Source organism: Pedobacter sp. AC163, from assembly GCF_979258665.1.
The window spans coordinates 4,299,705-4,326,130 of the sequence record NZ_OZ409872.1 but is presented as its reverse complement, the minus strand read 5'-3'; the positions used below and the strand labels follow the sequence as shown (position 1 = coordinate 4,326,130).

The 26,426-nt window shown below is 38.2% G+C and carries 22 protein-coding genes and 1 tRNA gene; 16 read left to right on the top strand and 7 right to left on the bottom strand.

What is annotated here, in order from left to right; genetic code table 11:
- The 16 genes from ACZZZK_RS18590 (at window position 1) to ACZZZK_RS18515 (ending at window position 15,241) form a co-directional block, all read left to right on the top strand.
- Window positions 1–1,236 (top strand): glycosyltransferase family protein, encoded by a 1,236-nt coding sequence (locus tag ACZZZK_RS18590; RefSeq protein WP_463485431.1) that lies wholly within the window; start codon window positions 1–3, stop codon window positions 1,234–1,236.
- Window positions 1,233–2,513 (top strand): glycosyltransferase family protein, encoded by a 1,281-nt coding sequence (locus ACZZZK_RS18585; protein WP_463485430.1) that lies wholly within the window; start codon window positions 1,233–1,235, stop codon window positions 2,511–2,513. Before ACZZZK_RS18590 ends, ACZZZK_RS18585 begins: the two co-directional genes overlap by 4 nt.
- 206 nt (window positions 2,514–2,719) lie before the next feature.
- Window positions 2,720–3,343: an FkbM family methyltransferase gene (locus tag ACZZZK_RS18580; RefSeq protein ID WP_463485429.1), complete on the top strand. Its 624-nt coding sequence runs from the start codon at window positions 2,720–2,722 to the stop codon at window positions 3,341–3,343.
- A gap of 30 nt (window positions 3,344–3,373) precedes the next feature.
- A complete protein-coding gene (locus ACZZZK_RS18575) occupies window positions 3,374–4,534 on the top strand; it encodes a glycosyltransferase family 4 protein (RefSeq protein WP_463485428.1) in 1,161 nt (386 codons plus the stop codon).
- The gene (locus ACZZZK_RS18570; protein WP_463485427.1) at window positions 4,521–5,933 is read left to right on the top strand and encodes an exosortase Y-associated Wzy-like protein; all 1,413 of its coding nucleotides are present in this window, start codon (window positions 4,521–4,523) and stop codon (window positions 5,931–5,933) included. The genes ACZZZK_RS18575 and ACZZZK_RS18570 overlap by 14 nt, the downstream gene beginning before the upstream one ends.
- A 15-nt stretch (window positions 5,934–5,948) precedes the next feature.
- Entirely contained in the window at window positions 5,949–7,142 is a 1,194-nt protein-coding gene (locus ACZZZK_RS18565) for an XrtY-associated glycosyltransferase XYAG1 (protein WP_463485426.1), read from the top strand.
- Window positions 7,132–7,989 carry a glycosyltransferase family 2 protein gene (locus ACZZZK_RS18560; protein WP_463485425.1) on the top strand — a complete coding sequence of 286 codons (858 nt, stop codon included), beginning with the start codon at window positions 7,132–7,134 and terminating at the stop codon, window positions 7,987–7,989. Before ACZZZK_RS18565 ends, ACZZZK_RS18560 begins: the two co-directional genes overlap by 11 nt.
- A 74-nt stretch (window positions 7,990–8,063) precedes the next feature.
- Window positions 8,064–8,684 (top strand): exosortase Y, encoded by a 621-nt coding sequence (gene xrtY, locus ACZZZK_RS18555; RefSeq protein WP_463485424.1) that lies wholly within the window; start codon window positions 8,064–8,066, stop codon window positions 8,682–8,684.
- Window positions 8,685–8,708: 24 nt separating this feature from the next.
- Window positions 8,709–9,260 carry a WcaF family extracellular polysaccharide biosynthesis acetyltransferase gene (locus tag ACZZZK_RS18550; RefSeq protein WP_463485423.1) on the top strand — a complete coding sequence of 184 codons (552 nt, stop codon included), beginning with the start codon at window positions 8,709–8,711 and terminating at the stop codon, window positions 9,258–9,260.
- A gap of 223 nt (window positions 9,261–9,483) precedes the next feature.
- A complete protein-coding gene (locus ACZZZK_RS18545) occupies window positions 9,484–10,671 on the top strand; it encodes a helix-turn-helix domain-containing protein (RefSeq protein ID WP_463485422.1) in 1,188 nt (395 codons plus the stop codon).
- A 138-nt stretch (window positions 10,672–10,809) separates the two neighbouring features.
- The gene (locus ACZZZK_RS18540) at window positions 10,810–11,430 is read left to right on the top strand and encodes a Crp/Fnr family transcriptional regulator (protein ID WP_463485421.1); all 621 of its coding nucleotides are present in this window, start codon (window positions 10,810–10,812) and stop codon (window positions 11,428–11,430) included.
- A gap of 88 nt (window positions 11,431–11,518) precedes the next feature.
- A complete protein-coding gene (pepE, locus tag ACZZZK_RS18535) occupies window positions 11,519–12,211 on the top strand; it encodes a dipeptidase PepE (RefSeq protein ID WP_463485420.1) in 693 nt (230 codons plus the stop codon).
- A gap of 62 nt (window positions 12,212–12,273) precedes the next feature.
- Window positions 12,274–12,708, top strand: a complete 435-nt coding sequence (locus tag ACZZZK_RS18530) for a DoxX family protein (protein ID WP_463485419.1) — start codon at window positions 12,274–12,276, stop codon at window positions 12,706–12,708.
- Between the two features lie 127 nt (window positions 12,709–12,835).
- Window positions 12,836–12,920 (top strand) — tRNA-Ser (locus ACZZZK_RS18525).
- A gap of 387 nt (window positions 12,921–13,307) precedes the next feature.
- A complete protein-coding gene (locus ACZZZK_RS18520; RefSeq protein ID WP_463485418.1) occupies window positions 13,308–14,726 on the top strand; it encodes an MDR family MFS transporter in 1,419 nt (472 codons plus the stop codon).
- Window positions 14,727–15,010: 284 nt separating this feature from the next.
- Window positions 15,011–15,241: a response regulator transcription factor gene (locus ACZZZK_RS18515; protein ID WP_056851915.1), complete on the top strand. Its 231-nt coding sequence runs from the start codon at window positions 15,011–15,013 to the stop codon at window positions 15,239–15,241.
- 141 nt (window positions 15,242–15,382) lie between these two features.
- Here ACZZZK_RS18515 and ACZZZK_RS18510 read toward each other — a convergent pair whose 3' ends face one another.
- The 7 genes from ACZZZK_RS18510 to uxuA all read right to left on the bottom strand — a co-directional run bounded on the left by ACZZZK_RS18510 (window position 15,383) and on the right by uxuA (window position 26,424).
- Window positions 15,383–17,095: a RagB/SusD family nutrient uptake outer membrane protein gene (locus ACZZZK_RS18510; protein ID WP_463485417.1), complete on the bottom strand. Its 1,713-nt coding sequence runs from the start codon at window positions 17,093–17,095 to the stop codon at window positions 15,383–15,385.
- 10 nt (window positions 17,096–17,105) lie between these two features.
- Window positions 17,106–20,258: a SusC/RagA family TonB-linked outer membrane protein gene (locus ACZZZK_RS18505; protein WP_463485416.1), complete on the bottom strand. Its 3,153-nt coding sequence runs from the start codon at window positions 20,256–20,258 to the stop codon at window positions 17,106–17,108.
- A gap of 61 nt (window positions 20,259–20,319) precedes the next feature.
- Entirely contained in the window at window positions 20,320–21,417 is a 1,098-nt protein-coding gene (locus ACZZZK_RS18500) for a phosphotransferase enzyme family protein (protein WP_463485415.1), read from the bottom strand.
- A 50-nt stretch (window positions 21,418–21,467) separates the two neighbouring features.
- Window positions 21,468–22,820: a Gfo/Idh/MocA family protein gene (locus ACZZZK_RS18495; RefSeq protein ID WP_463485414.1), complete on the bottom strand. Its 1,353-nt coding sequence runs from the start codon at window positions 22,818–22,820 to the stop codon at window positions 21,468–21,470.
- 239 nt (window positions 22,821–23,059) lie between these two features.
- A complete protein-coding gene (locus tag ACZZZK_RS18490; RefSeq protein WP_463485413.1) occupies window positions 23,060–24,379 on the bottom strand; it encodes a hypothetical protein in 1,320 nt (439 codons plus the stop codon).
- Between the two features lie 485 nt (window positions 24,380–24,864).
- On the bottom strand, window positions 24,865–25,167 hold the full coding sequence (locus tag ACZZZK_RS18485; protein ID WP_463485412.1) for a GNAT family N-acetyltransferase: 303 nt from the start codon (window positions 25,165–25,167) through the stop codon (window positions 24,865–24,867).
- 87 nt (window positions 25,168–25,254) lie between these two features.
- Window positions 25,255–26,424, bottom strand: coding sequence for a mannonate dehydratase (gene uxuA / locus ACZZZK_RS18480; protein WP_265800099.1), 1,170 nt, complete (start codon window positions 26,422–26,424; stop codon window positions 25,255–25,257).
- Between the last annotated feature and the right edge of the window lie 2 nt (window positions 26,425–26,426).

Below are 26,426 nucleotides of genomic sequence, written 5' to 3'. Positions count from 1 at the left end.
TTGCAAAAACTATTATTAATTTCTTCTGGTCAGCCAAGTTTAAATCCACGTTTAGTAAAAGAAGCGGATGCCTTAGCGGATGAAGGATATTATGTTGCTGTCATGTACCAATATTGGAACGAATGGGGAACTGAACTAGATTTAGAACTCCTAAAAAATAAAAAATGGAAAGCAATAAGAATAGGAGGCTCCCCTAATACACAAAGAACTATTTATTGGCTAACTAGATTAAATTTTAAATTTTTCATCTTTTTAGCAAATAAATTCAACTATAAATTTAATATTGGAGAGAATGCTATTGGTCGTTGTTCTAATCTTTTATTGAAGAATGCCTCTAAAGTTAAAGTAGATTTATATATAGCACACAATTTAGGTGCTTTACCCTCAGCAGTAAAAGCCGCAAAAAAAAACAATGCCAAATGTGGTTTCGATGCTGAAGATTTCCACAGGCAAGAAATAAACGATGATAGTAATTCGAAGCCATTTCAACTTGCTAAATTTATTGAAGACAAATATGTTAGTGAAGTAGATTACTTTACTGCCGCTAGTCCGTTGATTGCAGCAGAATATCAAAAGCTTTATCGAAGTTTAAAACCAATTGTGATAAACAATGTTTTCTCAAATGATTTTTTACAAAATGTTAATCAAAATAAACAAACCAATGAATTAAAATTGTTTTGGTTTTCACAAACTATTGGGAAGGGTCGAGGTATTGAAGATGCCATTCTGGCTATTGGCTCTTTAAAACGAAGCCATATCAATTTAACACTCTTAGGGAATATTGATACAGTACATCTATCATATTTTTATAATTTAGCATTAAAGCATGGTCTATCAAAAGATCAATTAATTTTTAAAAAACCAATTTCTCCAGATACAATTTTCAATTTAGCTAACAATTATGATATTGGTTTAGCATTAGAGCCCGGTTTTTGTTTAAATAATAATATTGCATTATCTAATAAGATATATACATACCTTACCTCTGGATTAGCAGTAATCGCTTCAGAAACAACTGCTCAAAAAGAATTTATAATAGCAAACCCGAACATTGGCAAATCGTATCCCAATGGTGATATAAATGCGTTGGCTTCGATAATCACTCAATATGATAATGACAGAGATTTATTATATCAAACAAGATTAGCCTCTTCTACTTTAGCCAAAGAAAAAATGAATTGGGAAATTGAAAGTAAAAAATTCATCGAACTTATTGAAATGACTTTAAAGGATTGAAAAAACTCCTCATCATTTCCCCTTACTTCCCCCCTGTTAATGCTGCAGATATGCATCGAGTACGTATGAGCTTACCGTATTTTGCAGAAAACGGCTGGGAGGTAGAAGTTGTAACTATTGACCCAAAGTTTAGTGAGTTCGATAAAGACGATTTTTTAACTCGAAACCTGCCAGATAATTTATTAATCCATCAAGTAAAAGCTTTACCAAAAACATTGACCAGCAAAGTTGGTTTAGGCAGTATTGCGATGAGATCGCTTTGGCATTATAAAAAGTATGTTGATCAATTATTAAAAAAGCAACATTTTGATTTAATCTATTTCTCTACCACACAATTCCCTTTGCTAATTCTGGGTCATCATTGGAAAAAAAAGTTTAACATAAGTTATGTTATTGACATGCAAGATCCATGGCATTCTGAGTATTACCAAGGTAAACCAAAATCAGAAAGGCCACCAAAATATTGGTTTTCATACAAACTTAATAAGTATTTAGAACCAATTGCGATGAGAAATGTAAGCGGATTGATTAGTGTTTCACAAGGATATATTGATACTTTACTAGCAAGCTATCCTCATTTGAAATATATACCAAATAAGGTTATTACTTTTGGTGCTTTTCAACCAGATTTTGATTTTGTCAATGCAAATACAAAACTATTCAACTTGCCATTTCAAAAGCAATACAGTTTAATTGATATCGTATATGTTGGTAGAGGAGGCCATGATATGCATAAGGCAGCTAGTCTACTATTTGCTGCATTTGGAAGAGGTTTAAGTTCTGATCCAAAACATTTCGAAAGGTTACGGTTTCATTTTATAGGCACTAGTTATGCTCCGAAAGGTCAAGGATCCGCAAGTATAAAACCGATAGCGGATGAAATGGGGCTAGATGAATTTGTGAATGAACAAACCGATCGCATACCTTACTACGAGGGTATCAATTGTCTTACTCAGGCTGATGCATTAGTTATTTTAGGTTCTGATGATTGCAATTATACCGCCTCGAAACTTTATCCCTACATTTTAGCAGACAAACCACTTTTAGCGATTTTACATCCAAACAGCAGTGTTAATACAATTATTAAAACTTGCAATTCTGGTAAATCGGTATCGCTCGTTGAAGAAGAAAACACAATGGATCAAATTCACAACGAACTTTTAAGCTTTATTACCAAAGGGAAAGTGAGAAATACAGATTGGGAAGCATTTAAAGTTTATGATGCTAGAAATATGACTAAATCTCAATGTGAATTATTTAATGAAATTGTGAATTGAAGAATTTAATTGCGAGGTTAATTTTAAGAAGGAAATTATTTAAAGGCCAGTTTAGATTATTTTTATGGCTATTCAGAAAGAATTTTTTTCTGAGAAAAAAAACCAATACAAAACCTATCATTGGCAATTTTCGCATCAACGTTGATATCAAAAACTTCATTGATGCCTGCATTTATTTTACCGGTGATTATGAGCCCTATTTAAAAATGCATTTTACTAAATTAATAACACCTGGTATGGTTGTTTTGGATGTGGGTGCTAATATTGGCTTTCATACTTTATACTTTGCAGAATTGACAGGAAAAACCGGTAAAGTAATTGCGTTTGAGCCTATCGCAGTAAATTTTAAAGCTTTACAAAAAAATTTAGCACTAAATAATGTGCCACAGGTTATGCCGGTTAATAAAGCACTTGGTAGCGAGAATTCATTTTTAAATCTTCATATTGATGAAAATGCGATTAATCCTGGGGCATTTAACTTATTCGAAGAAGGCGATAAAAACACTAAAATAGAATGTGTTAAAGGGGATGATTACTTGTCAGAATATAAGATTGATAATGTTGATTTCATAAAAATTGATGTTGAAGGCTTCGAACTTGAGGTTTTGAAAGGTTTGATAAAAATAATTAAAAATTCCAAACCCATTATTATTTTTGAATACGATGAAAACTATCAGGCTAAGCTAAATGAAGATCCTAAAGCAATCATTCACTTTCTAGCAAATTTTCGTTATCAGTTTTTTTGTATTGATGGTTATGGCATCTTGAAGTCACTGCATGTTGATGATGAAATTAAAAGTTCAGAAATTTTGGCCTTACCAATAAATTAAAGCTTAACCTAGCTCTCAATCTCGATCTTTTTGAATAAACTAGCCATCATCATTACCCACCCTATACAATACTATGTGCCTGTGCTACAGCTATTAGCAAAACAATGCCAGCTAAAAGTATTTTACACTTGGGGAAAAGATGGAGTAATGGCCAAGCAAGACCCTGGGTTTGGCAAAACCATCGCGTGGGATTTGCCCTTATTGGAGAATTATGATTATGAAATACTAGAAAACATTTCAAAAAACCCAGGTTCTCATCATGGTAAAGGGATTATCAATCCAAATATTATTAACAAAATTGAAAAATTCTCTCCAAATGCCATTTTAATTTATGGCTATATTTACTATAGTCATTTTAAAGTGATGCGCCATTTTAAAGGCAAAACTCCTATATGGTTTAGGGGCGATTCTACATTATTAGATGAAAAAACAGGAGTTAAAAGTTGGTTAAAAAAAAGTTATCTCAAATGGGTATATCGACATGTTGATAGGGCTTTTTACGTAGGTTCGGCCAATAAAGCTTATTTCAAAGCATTCGGATTAAAGGAAGAGCAATTGGTATTTGCGCCACATGCTGTAGACAATGATCGCTTTGCTATGGATAGAAATCAAGAAGCATCAGAATTACGACAAAAATTTAACATTGCTGCCAATGAGATTTTAATTTTATTTGCTGGTAAGCTAGAGACCAAGAAAAATCCTGAGTTTTTGCTAAGGGCTTTTATTGAATTGAGCATGAAAGATGCGCATTTGCTATTTGTAGGGAATGGTCATCTCGAAAAGCGTCTCAAATCTCAGGTGTCAAATCTCAAATATCAAAACATTCATTTTCTAGACTTTCAAAATCAGACACAAATGCCTGTTGTCTATCAGGCTTGTGGCCTTTTTGTTCTACCTTCGCAAGGCCCAGGTGAGACTTGGGGTTTAGCTGTTAATGAAGCCATGGCTTGTGGCAAAGCTCTACTAATATCAGATAAAGTAGGTTGCGCTGCCGACTTAGTTCAAGTAGGTATCAATGGAGAAATCTTTCAGGCTAATAATGAAAATGATCTCAAAAAAAAGCTGTTTTATATGGTAAATGATCCAATAAAATTGATGGAGATGGGCAAAGTAAGTAGAAAACTCATACAAGATTGGTCATTTGAGAAACAGGCTAAACAAATTTTAAATTTGCTTGATGAAACCCACTAAACATATCTTTTATTTGCTTTTGTATTTGCCTTTCATTCTGGCCTGGATATGTCAGTCATTACCTCACACCTCTTATCTTATGGCTTGGTTGGGATCATTTTTTATTTTCTTGGTTTCCTATAAAGGTTGGATCAAAAAATTACCCGATGACTTGCCCTTATTTGAACAGTTATTAAGACCCATATTCTTCCTTCAGATTGTATTTGCGGGCTACATGGCCTGTACCTCCATATTTTATTACGCAAATGCACTGGGCTATGAGTATTTAACATACGTAGGCAATCCTCATCTCATCTCTGGCAACATTTACGAATCTATTGCAAAATGTCAGCGATATTATGTGCTAGGCCATGCCGCTTTGGCTCATGGCATAATTGCCAACATGAACTATCCTATAGAAAAAAAATATAAGATATACGCACCTTCTATGAGTAATCTATTGTTAGGGATTTCATTTTTATGCCTACCATTAGGTTATTTATTTTCTAAAATTGGCGCACTAAGTCAATTTAGCGTTCAACTAAGTGGATTAAGCTTTGTGGCTGGATCTATTGCACTTGCTTTCGCCATAAGGGAAAACAAGCGAGTAAATTTATGGGCAGCCGGAGGATTGTTTGTATTGAACCTTCTTGCCGCCTTAAGTTCAGGTTTTAAAGAACCTATTATCATTTGTGTTTTGCTTTTGGGCATATTCCTTCTACCTGTTTATGGGAAAAAAGTGTTACCGGTTTTATTTTCTGTCCTTCTGATCCTATTTTTTGTTCTACCTACATTTATTGGAAATTTCAGAAAAATGGTTTCTGAAGGAGCTGATGTGATCACCGCCAGAGATAAGAGCTTAGACCGAATTGTTAGCGGTGATAACCTGATGGAAGATTTGAGTGACGACAACTGGTTATTTTTAGTTGGCCGCTTCTCAGAGATTGATATGTTTATAAAGTATACTCAATCAATCCCCTACTTTGTGCCCTATTATAAAACGACTTTGGTACAAAATGGTATTCTAACAATCATACCACGTTTTCTTTGGTCAGGCAAACCTGATGTGGAGCAAATGGTTATGAATAGAGTTTACACCGCTGGAGTGGTTGACCGGATGTCGATCGTATCGGCAAAGCCGGCCTTCATTGTAGATTGTTATCTTTCTTATGGGATCATCGGTATTTGGATAGGTTTGTTTCTGTATGGATATAGTGCTCAATGGATATCTAATCTCGCTGAAAAAATGTTTGGAGGATATTTCCTCGGCACAGCAGTAATGTTTGCTGGCTTATTTCAAATTTTATGGAGAGGGAATAGTTTGGAGTTTTTATTTAATGCAATCTTTTGGAGTTTGGTGACGATGTTTATATTCCAGATGATTTTTAAGGCAAGAGGAATTTTATACCAAGTGGATTAATTTCTGTTGATTGGCATGGCATTAAAAATAATACACATTACCGCTTCTTATAAACCCGCATATATTTATGGTGGACCGATTCAGAGTGTTGGAAAGCTATGTGAGGAACTTTGCAAGAACAAGGAACAAGGAGCAAAGTGCAAAGATGGTTTCCAAGTTTTCACCACCACTGCCAATGGTAACAGGGAACTGAATGTTGGAACTGGAAAACAACAAATTGTTGATGGAGTTCCTGTAACCTATTTTAAACGTTTGACTAAAGATCATATTCATTTTTCTCCAACGCTATTGAAACGCTTGCGAAGGGAAATTCTACGTTGCGCTCCGGATGACAATCTAGTTATTCATATCCATGCCTGGTGGAATTTAGTCTCGGTTTTAAGTTGTTTGGTTGCAAAATGGTATCAGATTCCGGTTATTTTATCTCCTAGAGGGATGTTAACTGCCTACACGCAAGCGAACAGAAATTCCATTGCAAAAAAAATCATTCATAACTCATTTGGAAAACGACTGCTGCAATACTGCCACATTCATGCCACCAGCAACCAGGAACAGGCCAACATTTTAAAAATCGTTCAACCAAAAAGTATTTCGGTGATTCCAAATCTGGTAAATCTGGCAAAGGGCATAGAGCGAAAAGCCAAGAGTGAAGACGGTGATTTCCTCAAGTTAATCTTCTTATCACGCATTGAAGAAAAAAAAGGATTAGAGCTATTGTTTGATGCTTTAAGTTCTATAGAGATTCCTTGGATGCTAACTATTGCAGGTAGTGGGGACAAAAATTATGTTGAAAGTTTAAAGTTAAAAGTTGAAAGCTTAAAGCTGAGTGATCAAACCCAATGGATTGGCCACGTTGATAATGAGCATAAGTTTGAATTAATGGCTGATCATGACTTGCTTGTGCTTACATCTTATAATGAGAATTTCGCCAATGTGGTTGTCGAAAGCTTAAGCGTCGGTACACCTGTGCTCGTGAGTGAAAATGTCGGACTTGCTGATTATGTAAAAACCCGTGAACTTGGTTGGGTGTGTAGCCTCACTTCTGGAAGCATTAAAAATAATCTGGTGGAATCATTAAATGATTACCAAAAAAGGGACAGGATTAGAAATTCCGCACCTATGATCATCGCGAAAGACTTCAACGATGAAACATTAGTAGAAAAGTACTTAGAGTTGTATCAAGGCATTCTAAACAAAAATGTTGAGTAAAAACTTCAGCATCATCATCCTCACCTTCAACGAAGAAATTCATTTACCCAGATTATTAGAATCAATTAAGGGGTTGAATGCACCTATCTTTATTTTGGATAGCGGCAGTACGGATAATACCCTTTCAATAGCTAATCAATATAAGGCCGGGGTTAAAGTTAATGAGTTTATTAATCACCCTCAACAATGGGATTTCGCACTAAAAAATTTTGATATTGAAACGCCTTGGACTATTGGGTTAGATGCTGATCAGATCGTAACGCCAGAACTTTACAAAATGCTCTCCGAATTCGATAATGAACAGTTCAAAAATATTAATGGCATTTATTTCAATCGCAAAAACTATTTCCAAGGCGATTGGATTCGCTATGGAGGCTATTACCCTATTTACCTGCTGAAAATGTTTAGGACTGGGATTGGTTATTCTGATCTTAACGAAAATATGGATCACCGCTTCATTGCTCCAGGCGAAACAGTGATTTGGAAAGCAGGACATCTAATAGAAGAAAACTTAAAAGAAAACGACATTGATTTTTGGTTTAAAAAACACGAGCGCTACAGCGATTTAATTGCCCAGGAAGAGATAGAAAGAATGCAAAACTTGAGGATTCAATCGATTAAACCAAATCTTTTCGGAAATCCTGATGAAAAAAAGGCCTGGCTAAAACGCTTATGGTGGAGATTACCTTTAGGTTTACGACCATATTTGTACTACACCTATCGAATGGTTTTTCAGCTTGGCTTTTTGGATAATAAAACAGCTCGTCACTTTCATTATCTACAAGGATTATGGTTTAGAAAGCTTGTCGATCGGAAAATTAAGGAGAAGATTAATGCTACTGAATAATATCTATTTAATTAAACTCTAAACCTCATTCTTAACGTCAACCTTAAACATTATATTTAAATTTACTTTTCTTTATGGACGAAATACAGATTAGATTAGCCAAGAAACAAGCAGACAAAAAAGCAATTAAATTTGTTGTTGCACTATTCGTACTTTACATCCTTTTTAGTCAGGGGAATATTTTTATGAACAGTGTGATGACGCCAACTGGTCGCTATTACAACCCCTACATTGCTGAGCATTTTGATTACATCCAAGGCTTGAAAACAGCCTTGATTAAACCAGCTGTTTGGATTATTAAGTTATTTGGTTTTTACGCCATTCACAATGAAATGGATGTAATGGTGGTGAATGGCCCCTATCTGCGAATCAATTATTCTTGTTTAGGTTTAGGGGTAATGAGCTTCCTTGCTGCTTTCGTATTGGCTTTTCCAGCATCCTGGAAATCGACCTTTAAAATGCTCATCATAGGAATTATATCGATCTATCTCTTGAATATTGGTAGAATAGCAGGCCTGGGCTTACTTTTCGGCTTTTTCCAAAGTCAGAGAAACTATTTCGAATATCACCATGAGATTTTTAATGTTCTGGTATATATCGTCATTTTCATTATGCTTTACATCTGGATCAGGAAAAACACAAAGGTGAAAGGAATCGAGAAGAATGAGGAGGCAATTGTTGAAACTAAGAGCTAAAAAATTTTAAATCCACAAAAGGTTTTGTCAGAAACACAACTACATAAAAACTTTAATACTGGTGATTTTAAGATTGGTGCTTCCAAGCTGAAGCAGCTTCTATGGTATTACACTGATGTTTTTTTTTTCAAAAGTAAATTAATACCTGTAAGCGGAATACTTGTGATGTTGTTGAGGTTGTTTGGTGCAAAGATTGGTAAAGAAGTACGCATCAAACCAGGCATTCATATTAAATACCCATGGAAACTAGAGGTTGGTAATTACAGTTGGTTAGCAGACTGTTATATAGAAAATCTGGAATTGGTAAAAATAGGACAAAACTGCTGCATATCGCAACAAGCTGTATTGATTACCGGGAACCATAATTACAAAAAACCAGCTTTTGATCTTATTACCTCACCCATCCTATTGGAAAGTGGTGTGTGGATTGGCGCAACTGCTAAAGTTTGTCCGGGCGTAAAATTATCATCCCATGCAGTTCTAACTATGGGTAGCGTAGCAACTTCTAATTTAGCTTCTTACGGTATTTATCAAGGTAATCCAGCGGTAAAAATTAAAGATCGAATAATCACTTAGTTGGAAAAATTAGCTTTTGATTAGCCACTTCTTGTGGCTTTTTTTATGCCCAAAATATCCTAAATAAATTACCCACCACCATCACCTCAATCTTAATAAACATAATAATCATATTGCCTTCATTCTAAATTAAAAACAAAGCGCTACCTTGGGTGGAAATATGCAGCTCTTAACCATCCTAGTTAGCATTACTTGCTTTTTCCTACTTTTATTTTCGCTCAATTTGTTCTTTGCAAAACGCGGTATTAGAAGGCAGAACATCTTACTGTCGCTGGTATTTTTCGCCCGTTTCGGCCAGATTTTTACTGCCATACTAATGAATTCGGGACAAACGAATGCTCTGAGATTATTTTTTCAGGGCTTCACTCCATTATATTTCGCTGCTCCTGCATGTTTTTACCTGTATATCAGCGGTTTCTTACGTCGCAAGCGTCAGTTAACAAAGTGGGACTGGCTTCACTTCATTCCCGCCCTTGTGGCAATTATACATGTTATTCCATGGCAGGGTGGGGCAAACTTTAACTGGAAAGCAATCGGCGATCAATTAGGCGAAAACGGCTACCTCTCCCTACAATTAAGGAGCGGTTTATTTCCAGCATATTTTCACAATTTACTTAGGCCAATACTGATTATAGTCTATATGTGTTTGTGCTGGCGAGCTGTATTGACTACGAAAAGTCATAGTCCCGACCTTGAAAAAGAAGAAAAAGATTGGCTCTTGTTTTTATTAAGCGCTGCTACTTTTTTTCAGACGGCCGGGTTACTTCCCCTCCTATTTAGATCGATGCAAATTCCGCTATACAACCATTTCTTCATCGCTTTAAATTGCTCGGTACTATTACTCATCCTTATTTATGCGCTTCATCGCCCGCGGATTTTTTATGGGTATTTGCTTATAGCCATAAATGGTGAACAGCGGAAAACGGAATCCGAAACTGATTCAATACTCGATCAAGCTATTATTCTCCAGAATGACGACACCGTAGATGGTAAGCAGATTACGCTGCATTCAAATAGAAAAAATAATATACCGCTGCAGCAAATTTCATTGTATTCGGTTCTGATGAAAGATGCATTAGAAAATGAACAGCTCTATTTAAATTCCCAGCTACAAATAATCGATGTGGCCAATAAAATTAACATCCCCGTTCACCACTGTTCCTTTGTACTGAACAAACACATTGGCAAAAACTTCCGCGATTGGATCAATGGGTATCGCGTTTCTCATTTCCTGCTGCACTATCCGCTGCAATCGGAAAAAATGACGATTGAAGCCATCGCTCAAGAATCAGGATTTAAAAACCAAGCCACATTTTACAATGCGTTCAAAAAGGAAAAAGGACTGATGCCAAAAGCCTACTTTCAGAAAAAAGCCTCGGAAAAAGACATGGAAGGTGATCTTTTAGCCTAACGATTGAATCGTTAGATATCAATACGGTCATAAACCTGGTTTCTTTCTTGCAGAGGAGATACATTTGAACAAGTAATCAACCATCGTTTATTGATGGTTGATTACGCAATTTGTCTATCCCTATTAGTCCTGAACCAAATGATCACAACTTCTGTAAGCCGTGAATTTCTACAGCCTTTTTTTAATTATTTAACGGAATTTAATTCCTTATCCCGAGAGTTTATCTCCCAATTGGAACGAGAATGTCAGCTCCTTCAGATCAGAAAAAACAAGTATATTCTTTCTCCAATTGATACTAACAATGCCATGTATTTCTTACTAAACGGAAGTGTAAGAGGGTTCATTAAAGAGCAAGGCAAAGACATCAGTACCAGATTTGCTTTTGAAAATGAACTGATTGAAGCCATCAAACATCCGATGGATCAATCTCATTATTCCGTCGAATATTTGCAGGCCATTGAAGATTGCCAACTTATCAGAATCCCCTATCAGCTGAGCGACTTTCTTTACTCGAGCTATCCAGAAGCCAATTTAATCGGGAGGAAAATTCTCCAAAAACAATATCACGATGCAGCCGAGCGATCTATGCTGGCACGGATTTCTACCGCGATAGGACGATATGCAAAAATTGAAAGAACTAAATTAAACTCCCTTCGCGTTCCACAACGTTATCTAGCCAGTTATCTCGGCATGCGTTTGGAAACACTGAGTAGAATCAAAAATAAATGTACTGACATAAAAATGTCCAATACGGCTTGATGGAACCCATGAACAATTGAAACACTTTGGTTAATAATGTTGATAATTAGCGGAATTAAAACGATTTTGTCTCCACATATCATTTTTTATGAACCTTATTTTAGCATCAACCTCAACACTGTATGGAGGTAACTATTTAGAATATCTTAAGGACGAACTAATCAGCTTATATGCTGGTGTGACCGAGATTATCTTTATTCCGTTTGCCCGACCAGGAGGCATTTCACACGACGATTATACACAGAAGGCCTTTGACTTTTTCGCGGAACTGAATATAAAAGTTGTCGGCTTGCATGAATTTGACGACAAAAAAGCGGCACTAAATCATGCTCAAGGTTTTTTCACTGGTGGCGGCAATACCTTTCTGCTGGTTAAAATGCTTCACGATTTGGCGCTAATGCCGGTATTAAAAAAAAACATCGTTAACGGAAAACCTTATTTAGGTTGCAGCGCAGGCAGCAATATCGGTGGAATTAACATGAAAACTACCAACGACATGCCCATTGTTTATCCATCTTCATTCGATTGCATGAGTCTGGTTCCTTTCAATATCAACCCCCATTATCTTGATCCAAATCCTGATTCGAAGCACAATGGCGAAACCAGGGAAACCAGAATTGCTGAGTTTTTAACTCAAAATACACAAAAAGTAGTCGGACTGAGAGAAGGGAATTGGATTAGAAGGCTTGGTGATAAAATCACGGTAGAAGGATCTGAACAAACCAGAATTTTCGAACAAGGAAAAGCGCCTTATGAATTAGCTCCTGGCAGCTTGCTATAATGTTAAATTGTTGCATCATTCCCTTATTTTCTGTAAATTGAATTAACCAAAATATAGAAGTTATGAAACTACTACAGAAAATTCAAGCTTGGGGAGATCAGCATCATCCAAAATGGTTAGATTATTTTAGAATTTTGTTGGGTCTCATTTTAGTATGGAAAGGAATTTCGTTCTATACCGATATGGAAGCCTTTAGCTATTTAATGAGAGGCGCCGTATTGGGAACAGCAGTAAGCATAAGTTTGCTAGCCCACTTGATTGTCGTATTGCACATTTTAGGCGGTATTTGCATTGCATTAGGTACCCATACCAGGCTGTTTTGCCTATTAAATCTGCCTATTCTTATTGGGGCGGTATTTTTTATCAATATATCAGGTGGAATTTTTAAACCCTATTCAGAATTCTGGTTCTCCTCTCTAGTACTAATTGGATTGATTTGTTTCATTGTTGAAGGCAACGGAATCTTATCTGTTGAGCGAGAACGAGCCATGAGTTAAGGTATTTTTGAGGCTGATGGAAAATATAAATAAGGCTAACTAAATGATTAACAAGCGCTAATATTTAAACTATAATATTAAAGCGAAAATCATTTGCAGATTAGCGCCAAGTTCGTACTTTTGCAGCGGAGAGCTGGCAGAGTGGTCGAATGCGGCAGTCTTGAAAACTGTTGACTGTAACAGGTCCGGGGGTTCGAATCCCTCGCTCTCCGCATTAACGCAAAAGGAGTCCTTAGGGGCTCCTTTTGTTGTTTCAGGACAATTCGGGGACAAAAGAAAACCCAATCCAACCATCAGCATTTTAAAGAAAAATAGTCTTTTAATTCTTAACGAGATGAGGTGTATTTATTAGCGCTAAACAAATCCGTTAATTTTGAAGTTATTTATCGCCAAGTCTATCTTAAGAGAAAAATGTGAAGCCAGCCTTTATCGAAATATATCCACTTCCTAACGATTCGATCGGTCTGTTTGACGATCATTCCAAACAGAATTGTGATATCTGTCGGAAATTTGGGATGTCAATGAGGATAATAATTTTATGATTTCCTATCTTAATAAGAATTAAACAAGCAAATCCTCAGATCATAAAATTAATATAGATGAAAAACCGGATAGCCGTCTTAATCACCCTTATGCTTGGAACAGCTATGGCTGCACTCGATAGCAGCATTGTCAACGTTTCGCTACCTGTTATCCAGAAACAGTTCGGAGCAAGTATTAATGGCATAGAATGGGTTATTCTTGGTTATATGATATCTTTTTGCCTTTTTATTCCTTTAACCAACTGGCTGAAAAATAGAATCGGATATTATAATCTTTTCATCGCAAGCGTTATCATATTTACTACCGGCTCATTGCTTTGTAGTTTATCCACCAACTTATCTTTTTTAATCGCTGCAAGGATATTTCAAGCGATTGGAGGTGGGGCAATCACGCCAACATCATTGGCCATTTTAACCGATAGCTTTCCAAAAGAACAACGGGGTTCTGCGATTGGCTGGTGGGGCATAGGAAATGTTATGGGGCCGGCGATTGGTCCAACGTTGGGTGGTGTACTTACTTACTATTTCGAATGGCCATCGATATTCTACATTAATATTCCAATCGGAATTATTACAATAATCATGAGCGTATTTTTTTTAGGATTTCTTAAAAAGCAACCTAAGCTCAAACCTTCATTCGACCTGGGCGGCTATGCATATTTCGGAATATTTATCATATTGCTGCAATTAAGCCTTACCATGATCACTGATCCTGATATCGCATCCTGGCAATATGGAGTAGGTCTGGCTGTTTCCATCGTATTTTTATTTTTATTTATCCGTTCATCCAAAAAAGATAATCCTCTTATTGACCTCACCGTTTTCAAGTCTGCAACATTCATCAATTGTTCCATAATTATTCTGATCCGCTCGCTCGCATTATATGGCGGATTATTTTTTCTTCCATTTCTCTTACAGGGATTGATGGGCTATTCGGAGATTGAAACGGGCCTATTGTTGTTACCAAACGCATTGATGATGCTGTTATTGAGACCATACGCTGGTAAACTTGCCGACAGAGGGGTAATCAGAAATCCTTCGGTAGTGGGCATCGTTATGATAGCAATTTCGATGGCTGAATTTGCTTTCATGAATTCGGACAGCCACATCTGGTTTATCATACTGGCTATGGCGGTACGTGGCTTTGGCATGAGTTTATTGGTTTCACCTGTTTCAACATCACTCTTAAATTCTATAAATGCCGGGCAAACGGCTACGGCAACATCAATAAACAGTCTCTTACAGCAAGTTGGGGGCTCTGTCGGAATTGCCATTAGTGGTATAATGCATACTTATATCAATAAGTACTATCTACAACTCGGTAGAACTACGGAAATTGCAGAGCATTTTGCATTGCAGGATGGATTTCTTATTTCTGCAGTCATCATTGCATTCGCGATCATCCCGGCCTTAAAATTACCGAATCGAAATAAAGTAGATAAGCTTACTGCGGTGAAGCTAACGAGCTTGAGGTAGCTTAGCATATATACACAATTAATAAGAAAATTGATATTACTGATATCAATTTTTTAGAAAACAATGCAGTAGTATCCTCCTATTCCGGTAAATAAGAATTGAAATTCTCGAAAGCTTGGATATCCTCCAGTTCCATATTCAAGACTTTTTAAAGCTCACCATGTGAGATGCAGTAACTATCGTTCAAGCCCGCTGAAAGCTCTTGTTAGATACAAAACCCAAGAATAGCCCTTTTGTACCATTCCAATTGATAAAGTTCTTAACTAATTTTATTGATAATCTCTATGGAAAAGAATCACGTTTATGCACCAAGTTTTATGGGCCTGACACAGGTAGATCATAAAACACTAGAACTTATCGCTCTCGGTTATTCCTACAAAGAAATTGCAGATAAGCTCTCCCTGTCGGAAAAAGCAGTTGAAAAAATTAAACTGGAAATGCTGTCGAAAACCAAATCCCGAAACAGTGCTTCGCTAATTTCATTTGCCTATAAATACGGCTTGTTGAAAGTGTAATTAATAGTTGCAGAAATTTTTATGCATCAATATGTATTTAAACATCAAAAGCCCGATAAAATATCAGGCTTTTGATGTTTACTAGATAAATTCAACTAAACACACTTCGACAAGCACCGAAGCATGTTTTTATCATCCGCTTTACTGCGTTGGATTTTGTGTCAACTTACCAGGATAAGAGTTGATTGCACTTTGAGGGATATAATAAACAACTCTAAAATCGCTTGCCTGTACATCAACCGTCTGATTTTGAGGCCCTGGATATCTGCGTACCAAAGGTTTACCATTACGAAATACATCAAAGCTTCTTTCGGCCTGATATGCCAATTCAAGTTGTCTCTCTTTATCGATCAAATCGCCAGCGTTGGCCGATGTTAATGCACTATAGCCGCCATTAACAATCGAACGCGTTCTGATCAGATTTAAATCTACAAGGGCATCACTATAACGCTGCAATTTAGCGTAAGCTTCTGCCCGGTTTAAATATATTTCTCCAAGCCTGCTGATCACTGGTGAGTGTAGGTGTGAATTTTCTCCCTCTCGAGAATCCTTTACGATATAGAATTGTGGATATACCCTGTTTAAGCTGATAAAGAAATCGATCACTCCGGTATAAGTTTTACCGTTTTTGTAATTGATACTGTAAATTTCCTGAGCAGCATCTACCGGTGTTAAAGTATAAACATCCGTCCCTTCGGTGCAGGTAATTGTGCTTCCGTTTCGGGTAATATTTGCCTGAACATAATTTAAGGTATTGGCCGCATCATCTTTAATAAACCTAAAAACTTCTGTGTAAGCGCCTGAGGCATTGGTAGCATAAGTGGGCTCGATAAAAGCTGCTCTTGCATCTACAATTTTATATTTAGTTGGTCGCCAGTCGTTTCTACCGGTTTCATTTAACAAATCGATATATTTTGCACTGGCATACATTTCGCCCCAACCCTGACCACCGATATTGGCATACATGCCGCCAATGCCATAAAAATGATCTGATCCAGAAAATTCAGAAGCTACCCTTTTAATTGCGAAGATGGTTTCTCTATTGTTTTCTGGCAAAAAGGTATTGTATTTCATAAAATCTGCTCTAGGCAAAAGGCTATATCGGCTGGTCGCGTTAATCACTTTTGTGGCATAATCTACCGACAATTGTGCATAAGTTTGATTGGGACTTTGATAGGTTCCACTCATGTACAAATAAACCCTGGATAGCAAAGCCTGAGCAGCCTCTTTGGAAGCAAAAATAGATCCTTTATTGATATTGATCAGTTCTTCTGCCTTTTTCAAATCTGCAATAACCTGCTCGTAAGTAGCTTTAACCGTCGATCTGTCGGGCAAAGTTAAGTTAATCACATCCGGAGGAGTTCCGTTTACAATTGGCACACCCAGGTTGGTTTCTGGATTTTGGTAATATGGTCGGCCATAAGCCCGCACAAGGTAAAAATATACCATGCCCCGAATAAAATAACATTCGCCTAGCTTACTATCTAAAGTTGTGCTTTTGCCTTGAGGGATGATATTAATAATATTTGAAGCTTGGGCGATAGCTTTGTATCCACTATCCCAAAAAGTGGATAACCTTGTATTATTGGGCGTTCTGGCAAAGGAGATAAATTCATAAAAAGGATCAGTAGAAGAACCCCTGATCATGATGTTGTCTCCAGCATATTCACCTAAACGGTGCATCGGATCAGACCAGGCCTTTAACTGAGCGTAGGTTCCGTTAAGTAATGCGTCTATCGACTCTTCTGGATTATTATTTATCTTTTCTGACTGCAAGGAACCAAAAGGTTCTCTATCGATTTTGCAGGATGAGATGGCAATCACTGCCAACAATATGATTATGATCTTTTTCATTTTATAATGATTAGAATGAAACATTAATACCAAACATGAATTTCCTGGTCATTGGGTAAACCGAAGGCCCCGCGGTAAACAAAACGCTTCCGTCAGATTCACTAACAGGTATCTCTGGATCTACACCTGAATATTTTGTGATGACGAACAGGTTTTCTCCGGAAATAAAAGCTCTTAGATTTTTGATCTTGTACTTCTTCAAATCAAAATTATAACCCAAAGCCAACGAGCGCATTCTGAAAAAATCATTGCTTTCGATATACCTTGACGACACTAAATTTCCTTTATCCTGATTGTTGTAACGGGCAACCGGATGTGTGGCGATGTCTCCCGGTTTTTGCCATCTCGACCAACCTTCCATCAAAACCATTTGGTTTCTATCTGTATAAGTACCATCAGCATCATATTCCTGACGGGAATAGTTATAAACCTTACCGCCCAATGAGTAACCAAAAACTGCATTTAAATCAAAGTTTTTATATTTCAGATAAGTAGTAATTCCCCCGAATAAATCAGGAGAAGCCTTATCCAATTTTTCATCAGTAGCTTTTGAATAATCTGAAGTGGTGGTTCTGGAAAGCTCGTTTCCTTCAGCATCTCTTGTTACCGTATACCAGGTTGGCTTACCATCAGCCGGATTTACGCCCGCCCATTCTTTCATATAATAAGTATCAACTGGCAGGCCAATCTGAATTACCCTGTTTGCTGAACCTGCAATACCAGCACCATCACCTACTATTAGCGGTTTTGCTGTATAGCTTCCGTCTGCGTTGCGGGTTTTATAAATATCAGTCAGTTTGTTTTTATTGTGACCAAGATTTACATCCAAGCTCCAGGTAAAATCTTTAGTTCTGAAAATGTCTCCTCCCAGGGCAACCTCAATACCTTTGTTGCTCATTTTACCGATATTCTGTGTGATACTGGTAATACCTGTCAATCCAGAGATGGGCACGTTGTATAAAATGTTGTCTGTTTTCTTGATGTAGTAATCTACCGTTAGTCTAGCTCTATTGTTAAAAGCATTCACATCCAATCCCAAGCCACTGGTATACGTTTCTTCCCAGGTTAAATTTTGATTACCTATCTGACTAATTAACAACCCGGGAACACCATTATAACCAGCTGCTGGATTTACGGCATACAAATCAAACTGCGGATACAAACTGGCCGGACGATTACCCACCGAGCCGTAGGCAGCACGAATTTTCAGCATGTCGATGTATTTCGCTTTGAACCATTCCTCTCTACTGATGTTCCATCCACCACTTACGGAGAAGAAATTGCCGTATTTCTTTCCAAAATTTGAAGCACCATCTCTACGAAGTGATACCTGTGCCAAATACCTGCCATCATAATCATAATTGGAATTAAACAACATAGACTGTACCGCCCACTGACTGATTCCTCCTCTGGTTCGCTCTGGTTTTGCGGTTACATCCAGCACTTCAAATCCAGGAACAATACCTGTACCATAGGCATCCAAAGTTTTACTGCTGAAATCGTTAAACTCATAGCCTGCCAATGCATTTAGGTTATGCTTTCCCCAGTTATTGGTGTAGCGCAAAATCTGGTTGGTATATCTGCGTGTGTATTCCGAACGGTAATCGGTTACCCTTCCGTTTACACTTAAACCACCATTAGATCGTGGATCGGTATAACCTGCGGCAGCATAACTGTTGTAGCGGTAATTATTAACCGATGCAAAAGTAAGGTTCTTGGTAATTTTGACATCGAAATCTAAATTCCCCATGAATTCATAATTTACATTAGATCCTTTATTCCATTGCAAATCGTATAAATAGTTTGTGCTGGCAGTGTTTACCCATAGTGGTGAACGGTGAGGTACTAAATTTCCGTTAGCATCGAAGGCACTATCCCAAGGTAAATTCGAGTAAATAGAGGTTACCGAATATTGCCGATCAGAAACGCTACGTCTTGATCCTACCAGAGACGGCTTTACCGTTAGCCATGAAAAAGGCATATAGGTGGTATTTAATCTGAAATTATACCGTTCATAATCGTAACCTCTGATTGCCCCAGATTCATCGTAATAACCTACAGACAAAAACGACTGCAGCTTTTCTGTTCCTCCCTGAAGCGAAACATTATGATTTTGGTTGAAGCCTGTCTTTGTAGCTAAATCCCACCAATCAAAATTACTGTCACGCAAATCGGGTTTCCATCGCGGAAAGCTGATGGTATTCGCATTTGCGAAAGAGGCAAAATAATCATACAGTTCTGCTCCATCCATCATTTTCAGGTTCCCGTTGGTTAACTGGTTTACCCCTGTTCGAGAACTTACATCAACTGTCATCTGACCAGATTTAGCTCTTTTTGTAGTAACTACAATAACGCCGTTAGCGCCCTGGGATCCATAAATTGCTGTTGACGCAGCATCTTTTAGAACCGTGATCGATTCGATATCTTCCGGGTTAAGTTCTCCTGGGCTTGAGCCAACAATAACTCCATCGAGTACCCATAATGGATTGGTTGTTCCATTCAAGGTGGCCTGACCGCGAATAATTACCGCAGCTGTTGCTCCCGGCTTACCAGAACCTGGTGCAACAAATAAACCGGGCGCTTTCCCGGCTAACAGGTTTTGTACATTCGGAGAAGTCACATTTTTTAGTTTGTCGGCACTGATGGTACTTAATGCGCCCGTTAAACTTTGGCGTTTCTGTACGCTATACCCTACCACTACAAGCTCGCTAAGTGTTTCCGCAGATTCCGAAAGCGTAACTACACCAACAGAGGTTCCACTGATGGTTACTTCTTTGGTGGTAAAACCAATTGAGCTGATTACCAGTATTTCCCCAGCTTTTGCTTCGATGCTGAAAACCCCTAAATTATTTGATGAGGTTACACGGTTTGTTCCTTTTACTGTAATACTTGCGCCTGGGATGACTCCTCCTTTTGCATCTTTCACCGTTCCGGTGATGGCTTCAAATGCCGAAGTTTCAATGGAATTGGTTAAGGTATGGCCTAAATCATTTGGTGCTTTGTTCAGCGCAAAATGATGCGATATGCTCGCTGGATTTAATTTTGCAGATAGTGGCGTTTCTGCATGAACGGTAATGGACGTACCCAATTCAAAGAGGGTCAGTATCACCACTATGGCAAAAAATCGCGTTTTGTCTGGTTTCTGGTTAGTTGTTAATTTCATTTAGTTGAGGTTTTGTTGGAATGGTTTAATCAATTTTTAGGTTTACATTTCATTTTTAGGTTTAATTTTTTTCATCATGATTTCCATTAATGTTTTGCTGACTGAGGTTTTTATCTTGAATAATCTCTTCGAACCGAGGAATGCTGTCGATGTATCGATTCAATAAATGGATCTGGTTTTGTGCCCTGTTCAGGTTATGATTTGGATAAGCGGCACCATAATAAATATCCCCGTTTAAGAAGTCGGTTAAGAAGCGTAGTGCCTGCATGAAAATCATAAACTGACCTGAATAGATGAATAACTGCTGCTCTGAAGGCGTTAATACAGTGCCCATTTCGCTCATGTATCCACTATAAATCGCTTCGAAAATGTCAACGCGAACAGCGATCAGGTTAAAATCGGTTTCTTCTTCAGTTACCGGTGAGAGATAGGTTCGCATCATATCTCCTACATCGCTTATAAAATAGCCTGGCATTAGCGTATCTAAATCAATAATGCACATTCCAAGTCCGGTATCTTCGTGTAGCAATACATTGCTTATTTTGGTATCATGATGGAATGTTCTGATTTTGAGAACATCAGCTTTTAGGATATCATTATATAGATTAGCAATATCCATGTGCCTATTAATTTCTGCAATTGCACCTGCTGCCAATGATAATCTTGTCTCATCGGCAAGTTCTACAGCTTTTTGATACTGACTCACCCGCAGATTTAAATTATGGAAGTCTGGAAGAGAAACACTTAAACTCGAGGCATCAAAATCGTTCAGCAGGCAGGTAAATTTCCCAAACTGCTTCGCTGCCTCATAGGCTTGTTTAGGATGCTCTACTTTCTCAATAGTGATTGATTTCTGAATGAAAGGGAAACACCTGAAAGCAAATCCATCAATGTGCAGCACAGATTGGCCGGCAGTAGTTTTAACTGGCCCCACGAATAAATATTCTGGTGCCTTTTCTTCCAGATAATGCTGCAAACGAACAATGTTATCGATGATTTTTTCGGGTGCAGCAAAAATATCAGTATTGATTTGCTGAAGAATAAAATCTCCATCAGCGGTACTAACCTTCCAGGTGTTATTAATTAAACCTCCGCCGAACAGACGGTACTTTGTTTCAGATCCGTCCAGACCAAACGCCTTGAGAACTTCTAGTATCATATTATGTATTACTGATTTTTTATTATTGACTGAAAGACCGGTTTAAGCGACTAAAAACCACTATCATCTAATGCGAAAACATTTTTTCGATCTTTCCATTTTCCTTTTGTGAAATCAGGAAATTTTTGAGGCATATTACCTTCTTTTAAAGATTTGGTAGAGAGTGGGGTAATTACGCTCATGGTTACGGAGTCGTAAACATCAATTGGCGTTTGCCTTTTTTGTTTTACCGCCTGAATAAATCCATTGAACACAAACCAATCCATCCCTCCGTGGCCAGCGCCAACTGCTTCTTTCTCATATTTTTTCCAAAGTGGATGATCATATTTTTCAAACCATTCTTTTACTGGTTCCCATTTATGATTGCCTTTGGAGTTTCTTTCTATATAGATCGACTTGTTCACATCCATCCAAATTCCATCTGTACCCTGTACCCTAAAACCGATAGAATATGGGCGAGGCAGGTGCACATCATGGCTAAGCATTACGGTTTCGCCATTGGCGCAGTTGATGAGCGTGGTGGTAACATCTCCATTTTTGTAATTAATTTTAGCGTTTGGATGCCCCGGAGACATATCTTCAACATAAGCAGCTAAACCTCTGGCTTTTGAACTGAATGACACCAGATTGGTGAAGCGATTACCGCGGTTGATATCTGCATACTGGATTATTGGACCAGCGCCATGGGTTGGATAGAGATCTCCATCCTGATCGATATTAAATTGGGTACGCCATTGGGCTTCACTTCTGGCATTAGGTCCAAACTCCACTCCACCGCCATAATAGTCTTTTCCATTATTGAAAAGCACATTTCTAAGGTTATGTTGATAACCCCCTTCTAGGTGAACCAGTTCTCCAAAAATTCCCTGCCTAACCATGTTCAAAGCAGCCATTACATCACGCCTGTAACACACGTTTTCCAGGGTCATGTATGGCATCCCCGTTTTTTCTGATATATTTACAATGTCCCAATGGTCTTGCACTGTTAGGCCTGCAATTACTTCGCAACCTACATATTTACCAGTCTTCATTGCATCAACCGCCTGGTCTTTATGAAACTGCCAAGGGGTAGCAATAATTACTGCATCGATATCTTTTATCTCCAGAAGTTTTTTATAAGCATCAACACCGCCTGTAAATTCTTTGGCTGCGGGCCTTCCTGCTTTAGCAATTGCAGATCTACATATTTTCAGTGAGCTTTCCTGTGTATCGCAGATTGCTACAATCTCTACATCGTCGCGTAAAAGTCCTTCAGAAATGTGACTCATTCCCCTGGCCCCAACACCAATGTAACCAAGCTTTACCTTGTTGTTATCTGATTTTGCAAAAAGTGTTCCGCCTGGTAAAATCGTAAGCCCAGCGGCAGTTAAAGTGCTGTTTTTAATAAAATCTCTACGCTCCATTTTTTCTTGTTATGTGTTATTTTAAATACTTGCTCTGTGAAGTATTTATAAAACTAGAAGCTATTGAAGCGAAAAGCTAGAAAGTGAACATACAAAGCTTAGGACAAAAGAATGTACAGATAAGCCGTTTAAAAACAAATAGTTACCTCAGCATATTTAATAAAATGTACACCGAACAATCAGCTTAAAATGGAAAAAATTGATTAAATGGAACTAATTTGTCTGTAGCAGGAGATGAATTAATAAGAAACACCGGTTTTGAGATCGAACAATTGTGGAGACTTTGCGATTCCCACCCCGTTAAATAGAATTTTAATGCCGAGTATTTTACCAATTGACTGATTATAAGCACTGTTGAGCATCAGCTTATTGTTGATAAATAACGAGACTTTCTTATTTTTTACTAAAAGCCTTACATTTCCACCTTTGGCAAAATCGTAAGTCATTTTATTCAGATTTTTAGAACTCCCCATGGCTTTAACTTCAGAAAAGTGATACTCAGAAAAAGCCGCACAACTGGGTTTGACCATTAACACCCTGTGCCGGCCTTCACTTCCAAGAATGAGAATGCTCGTCTGCATACAGGCTATGCCTGGTCTGCTTTCTTCAGTTCGTAAATAGGTACTAAAGGAGAAGTTATCGCCATCCACTTCACTGGTATGAATATTACTAAAACCTATTAAAAATGGTTTAGAAAGGTTGAGGCCTGCAGAATCTAATTGGCTAGTGGAAACATAGAGACTATCTTTCGGCAACGGCCTGAGCTTGGCAATTGGAAAAGCACTCAACGAGTCATTTCCCGAATTTGCCACCCAACCCTTAGTTTGCATAGAAACGGTGATGGTATCAATCGCTTTATTATGGTGCAAAAGGCGCACATGAACGACTCCGGGATTTTTGAAAAACTGCACCACCTCTTGGTTTACTTTTATCGGCGTGATGGGTCCCTCATCCATAAAATCTATGGCAAACTGGTTATCCTCGCTTAATGTTCCCTTATGCGATAATTTAAACACAGCCGTATGCGGTACTTCTCCATTCGGATTTTCACAAAACAGCTTCACCTCTCCAGGTTTAATTTCCTCACTTTTGGTATAATATAGGAGAGCAATAGTTAAACATACCGTTAGCAGGACAGCTAGGCTAAGATAAAACCGAAATCTTTGTGTAGTAAATTTGTTATGCGATGTGGCTTCAACAGCCTTGGTATCTACGTTAAGCGTTGCCTTAGCTGCTGGCGTTTCCAACGGGGAGAAACGATTAATCAGCTCAAACTCCTGCCAATCTCTGTAGCCAATAAATTGTGCAAGGGCATCACGAGTGGCTTTTTGAGGATAGTACCGTGTTGGTGTTTTTAACCTTCCGAAGATTCTTTTGAGTGTATTTTCGCTTAAGTAAACTTTGGTTTGCCGGCCTAACTGACTATTTAAATTATTGTAATCTGCAGATCGCCAATCTGCGATTGGTTTTGAACCCATTTTCTCTTCGATCTTCTTACAGCATAAATCTAAGACTTCGAAGAAACGCTTGTCGTCAACCTGTTTAGGGATAGGTGTCATCTTTTAAGTTTTATTTGAAGCTGTTTCAAATACCTTAATAGGGTCTGAATATTTGAAACCAGCACCCAACGACTTACCTGCTCAATGACGCCAGTAAACCTGTTTACAAAAAGCCAAAGCTAGGGATTACCGCAAATTTCAAATAAATACGCTTCACTCCAATCAACAATGCTGATCGAGAAAAAGCGGATGATTTAGGTTTTTGAAATAACTTGTTGTAAGATGGTAAAAAGATCTGAAGAAAATCAACGCAAACGTTTGTCTGTTTTTCAAAAACACCTTTAACGGTATGGAATTGATTGATGCGGGTTCGCATTAGAATATGTGCAAGACGTTTTGATAAACCTGGGGACGACCACCATAAATTATGAAAAATAAGATATCCTCATGATGAGGATATCCCTACGCTGCCGCCCCTGCCGTGAATTTAATCCTGGCTTTTTGCCCAGTTAGGGCTTCTTTCGGTTTTTATTATTCGATTAATTTTACTCTTCTTTAATTTTATTCCAGATATCCTTGTACAAATCTTCATGTCGTTTAAACTGAGCATGCACATAAGGGCACATTGGGATAATCATCAATCCGTTTTCCCTAACATAGGCTACCATTGCATCGAGCAACATTTTGGCATAGCCCATTCCCTCTTTTTCTGGCTCAACCTCTGTATGGTAAACGGTCAGATCTTTTCCGGTAATATCGAAGATCATCTCCCCAACCTTCCCATCCTCATCATAGATATCGAATGAACTTGGTTCGCCTTGCTGGATATTTAATTTTACTTCTGCCATTTTTTATTAATTAATTTTCGAGGTAATTTATGTAAATCTTCGTGTAAATTCTCTTGTTAAAATGCGTTCCAAATTCATTAACTGCTACTAATAATTTCCGGTTACTCCTACTTCCAAACCTCTCAGTTCTGCAAGTCCGCGTAAACGCCCAATGGCCGAATAACCTGGGTTGGTCTGCTTTGCAAGATCATCCAGCATCTGGTGCCCATGATCCGGACGGAAAGGAATAGGTTGTTCCCTTTTGGCATTTTCTTCCGTCAATGCCTTCATTATCTCGAACATGTTTACATCGCCGCCCAAATGGTCAGCTTCGTAAAAACTGCCGTCATCATCTTTTTTAACGTTGCGCAGATGCGCAAAATAAACCCGCTCTTTAACTGCGTTAAAAATCGCCAAGGTGTCGTTTTTCATTCCCGCACCCAAAGATCCGGTACAAAAACAAACGCCGTTAAAAGCCTGATTTACCTCGTTGATGATATATTCAAAATCTTCCAGCGTACTCGCTATCCGTGGCAGACCTAAAATTGGATAAGGCGGGTCATCAGGATGGATCGTCATCTTTATCCCTTCTTCGGTACAAACTCCGGCAATGGCGTTAAGGAAAAATTTCAGGTTTTCTTTCAGTCCCTGCGTACCGATTGCCGCGTATTCGTTTATGCTGGCTCTCAGGGTTTCCAGCTCAATTTCTTTTTCGTTGGGAATGCCCATCAGCACATTGATGCGCAGATCCTGCAGTTCCGCTTCGTTCAACGTGGCGAATTTTTCGTTTGCTCTTTTCAGGATGGATGAATTGTAATCAGCCTCCGCATTTTCTCTCTTCAAGATATGCAGATCAAAGATGGCCAGATCGATCCAGTCGAAATAAAGGGCCTTTGATCCGTCGGCCATTTCCAGATCGAGCTGGGTACGTGTCCAGTCCAGAACAGGCATAAAATTATAGCATACCGTTTTGATGCCGCACTGCGAAAGGTTGCGCAATGAAATCCGGTAATTTTCCAGGTAGTGTTCCGCATCATGTCTGCGGGTTTTTATCGCCTCGTGAACAGGTACGCTTTCCACTACCGACCAGGTTAAACCTGCAGCTTCAATAATCGCTTTGCGTTCCCTGATATCTTCCAACGGCCAAACCTCGCCATGTGGAATGTGGTGCAAAGCAGTTACAATTCCGGTGGCACCGGCCTGTTTGACATCCTGCAGACTTACCGGGTCATTCGGACCATACCAGCGCCAGGTTTGTTCCAGTTTTTTATATTTCATTT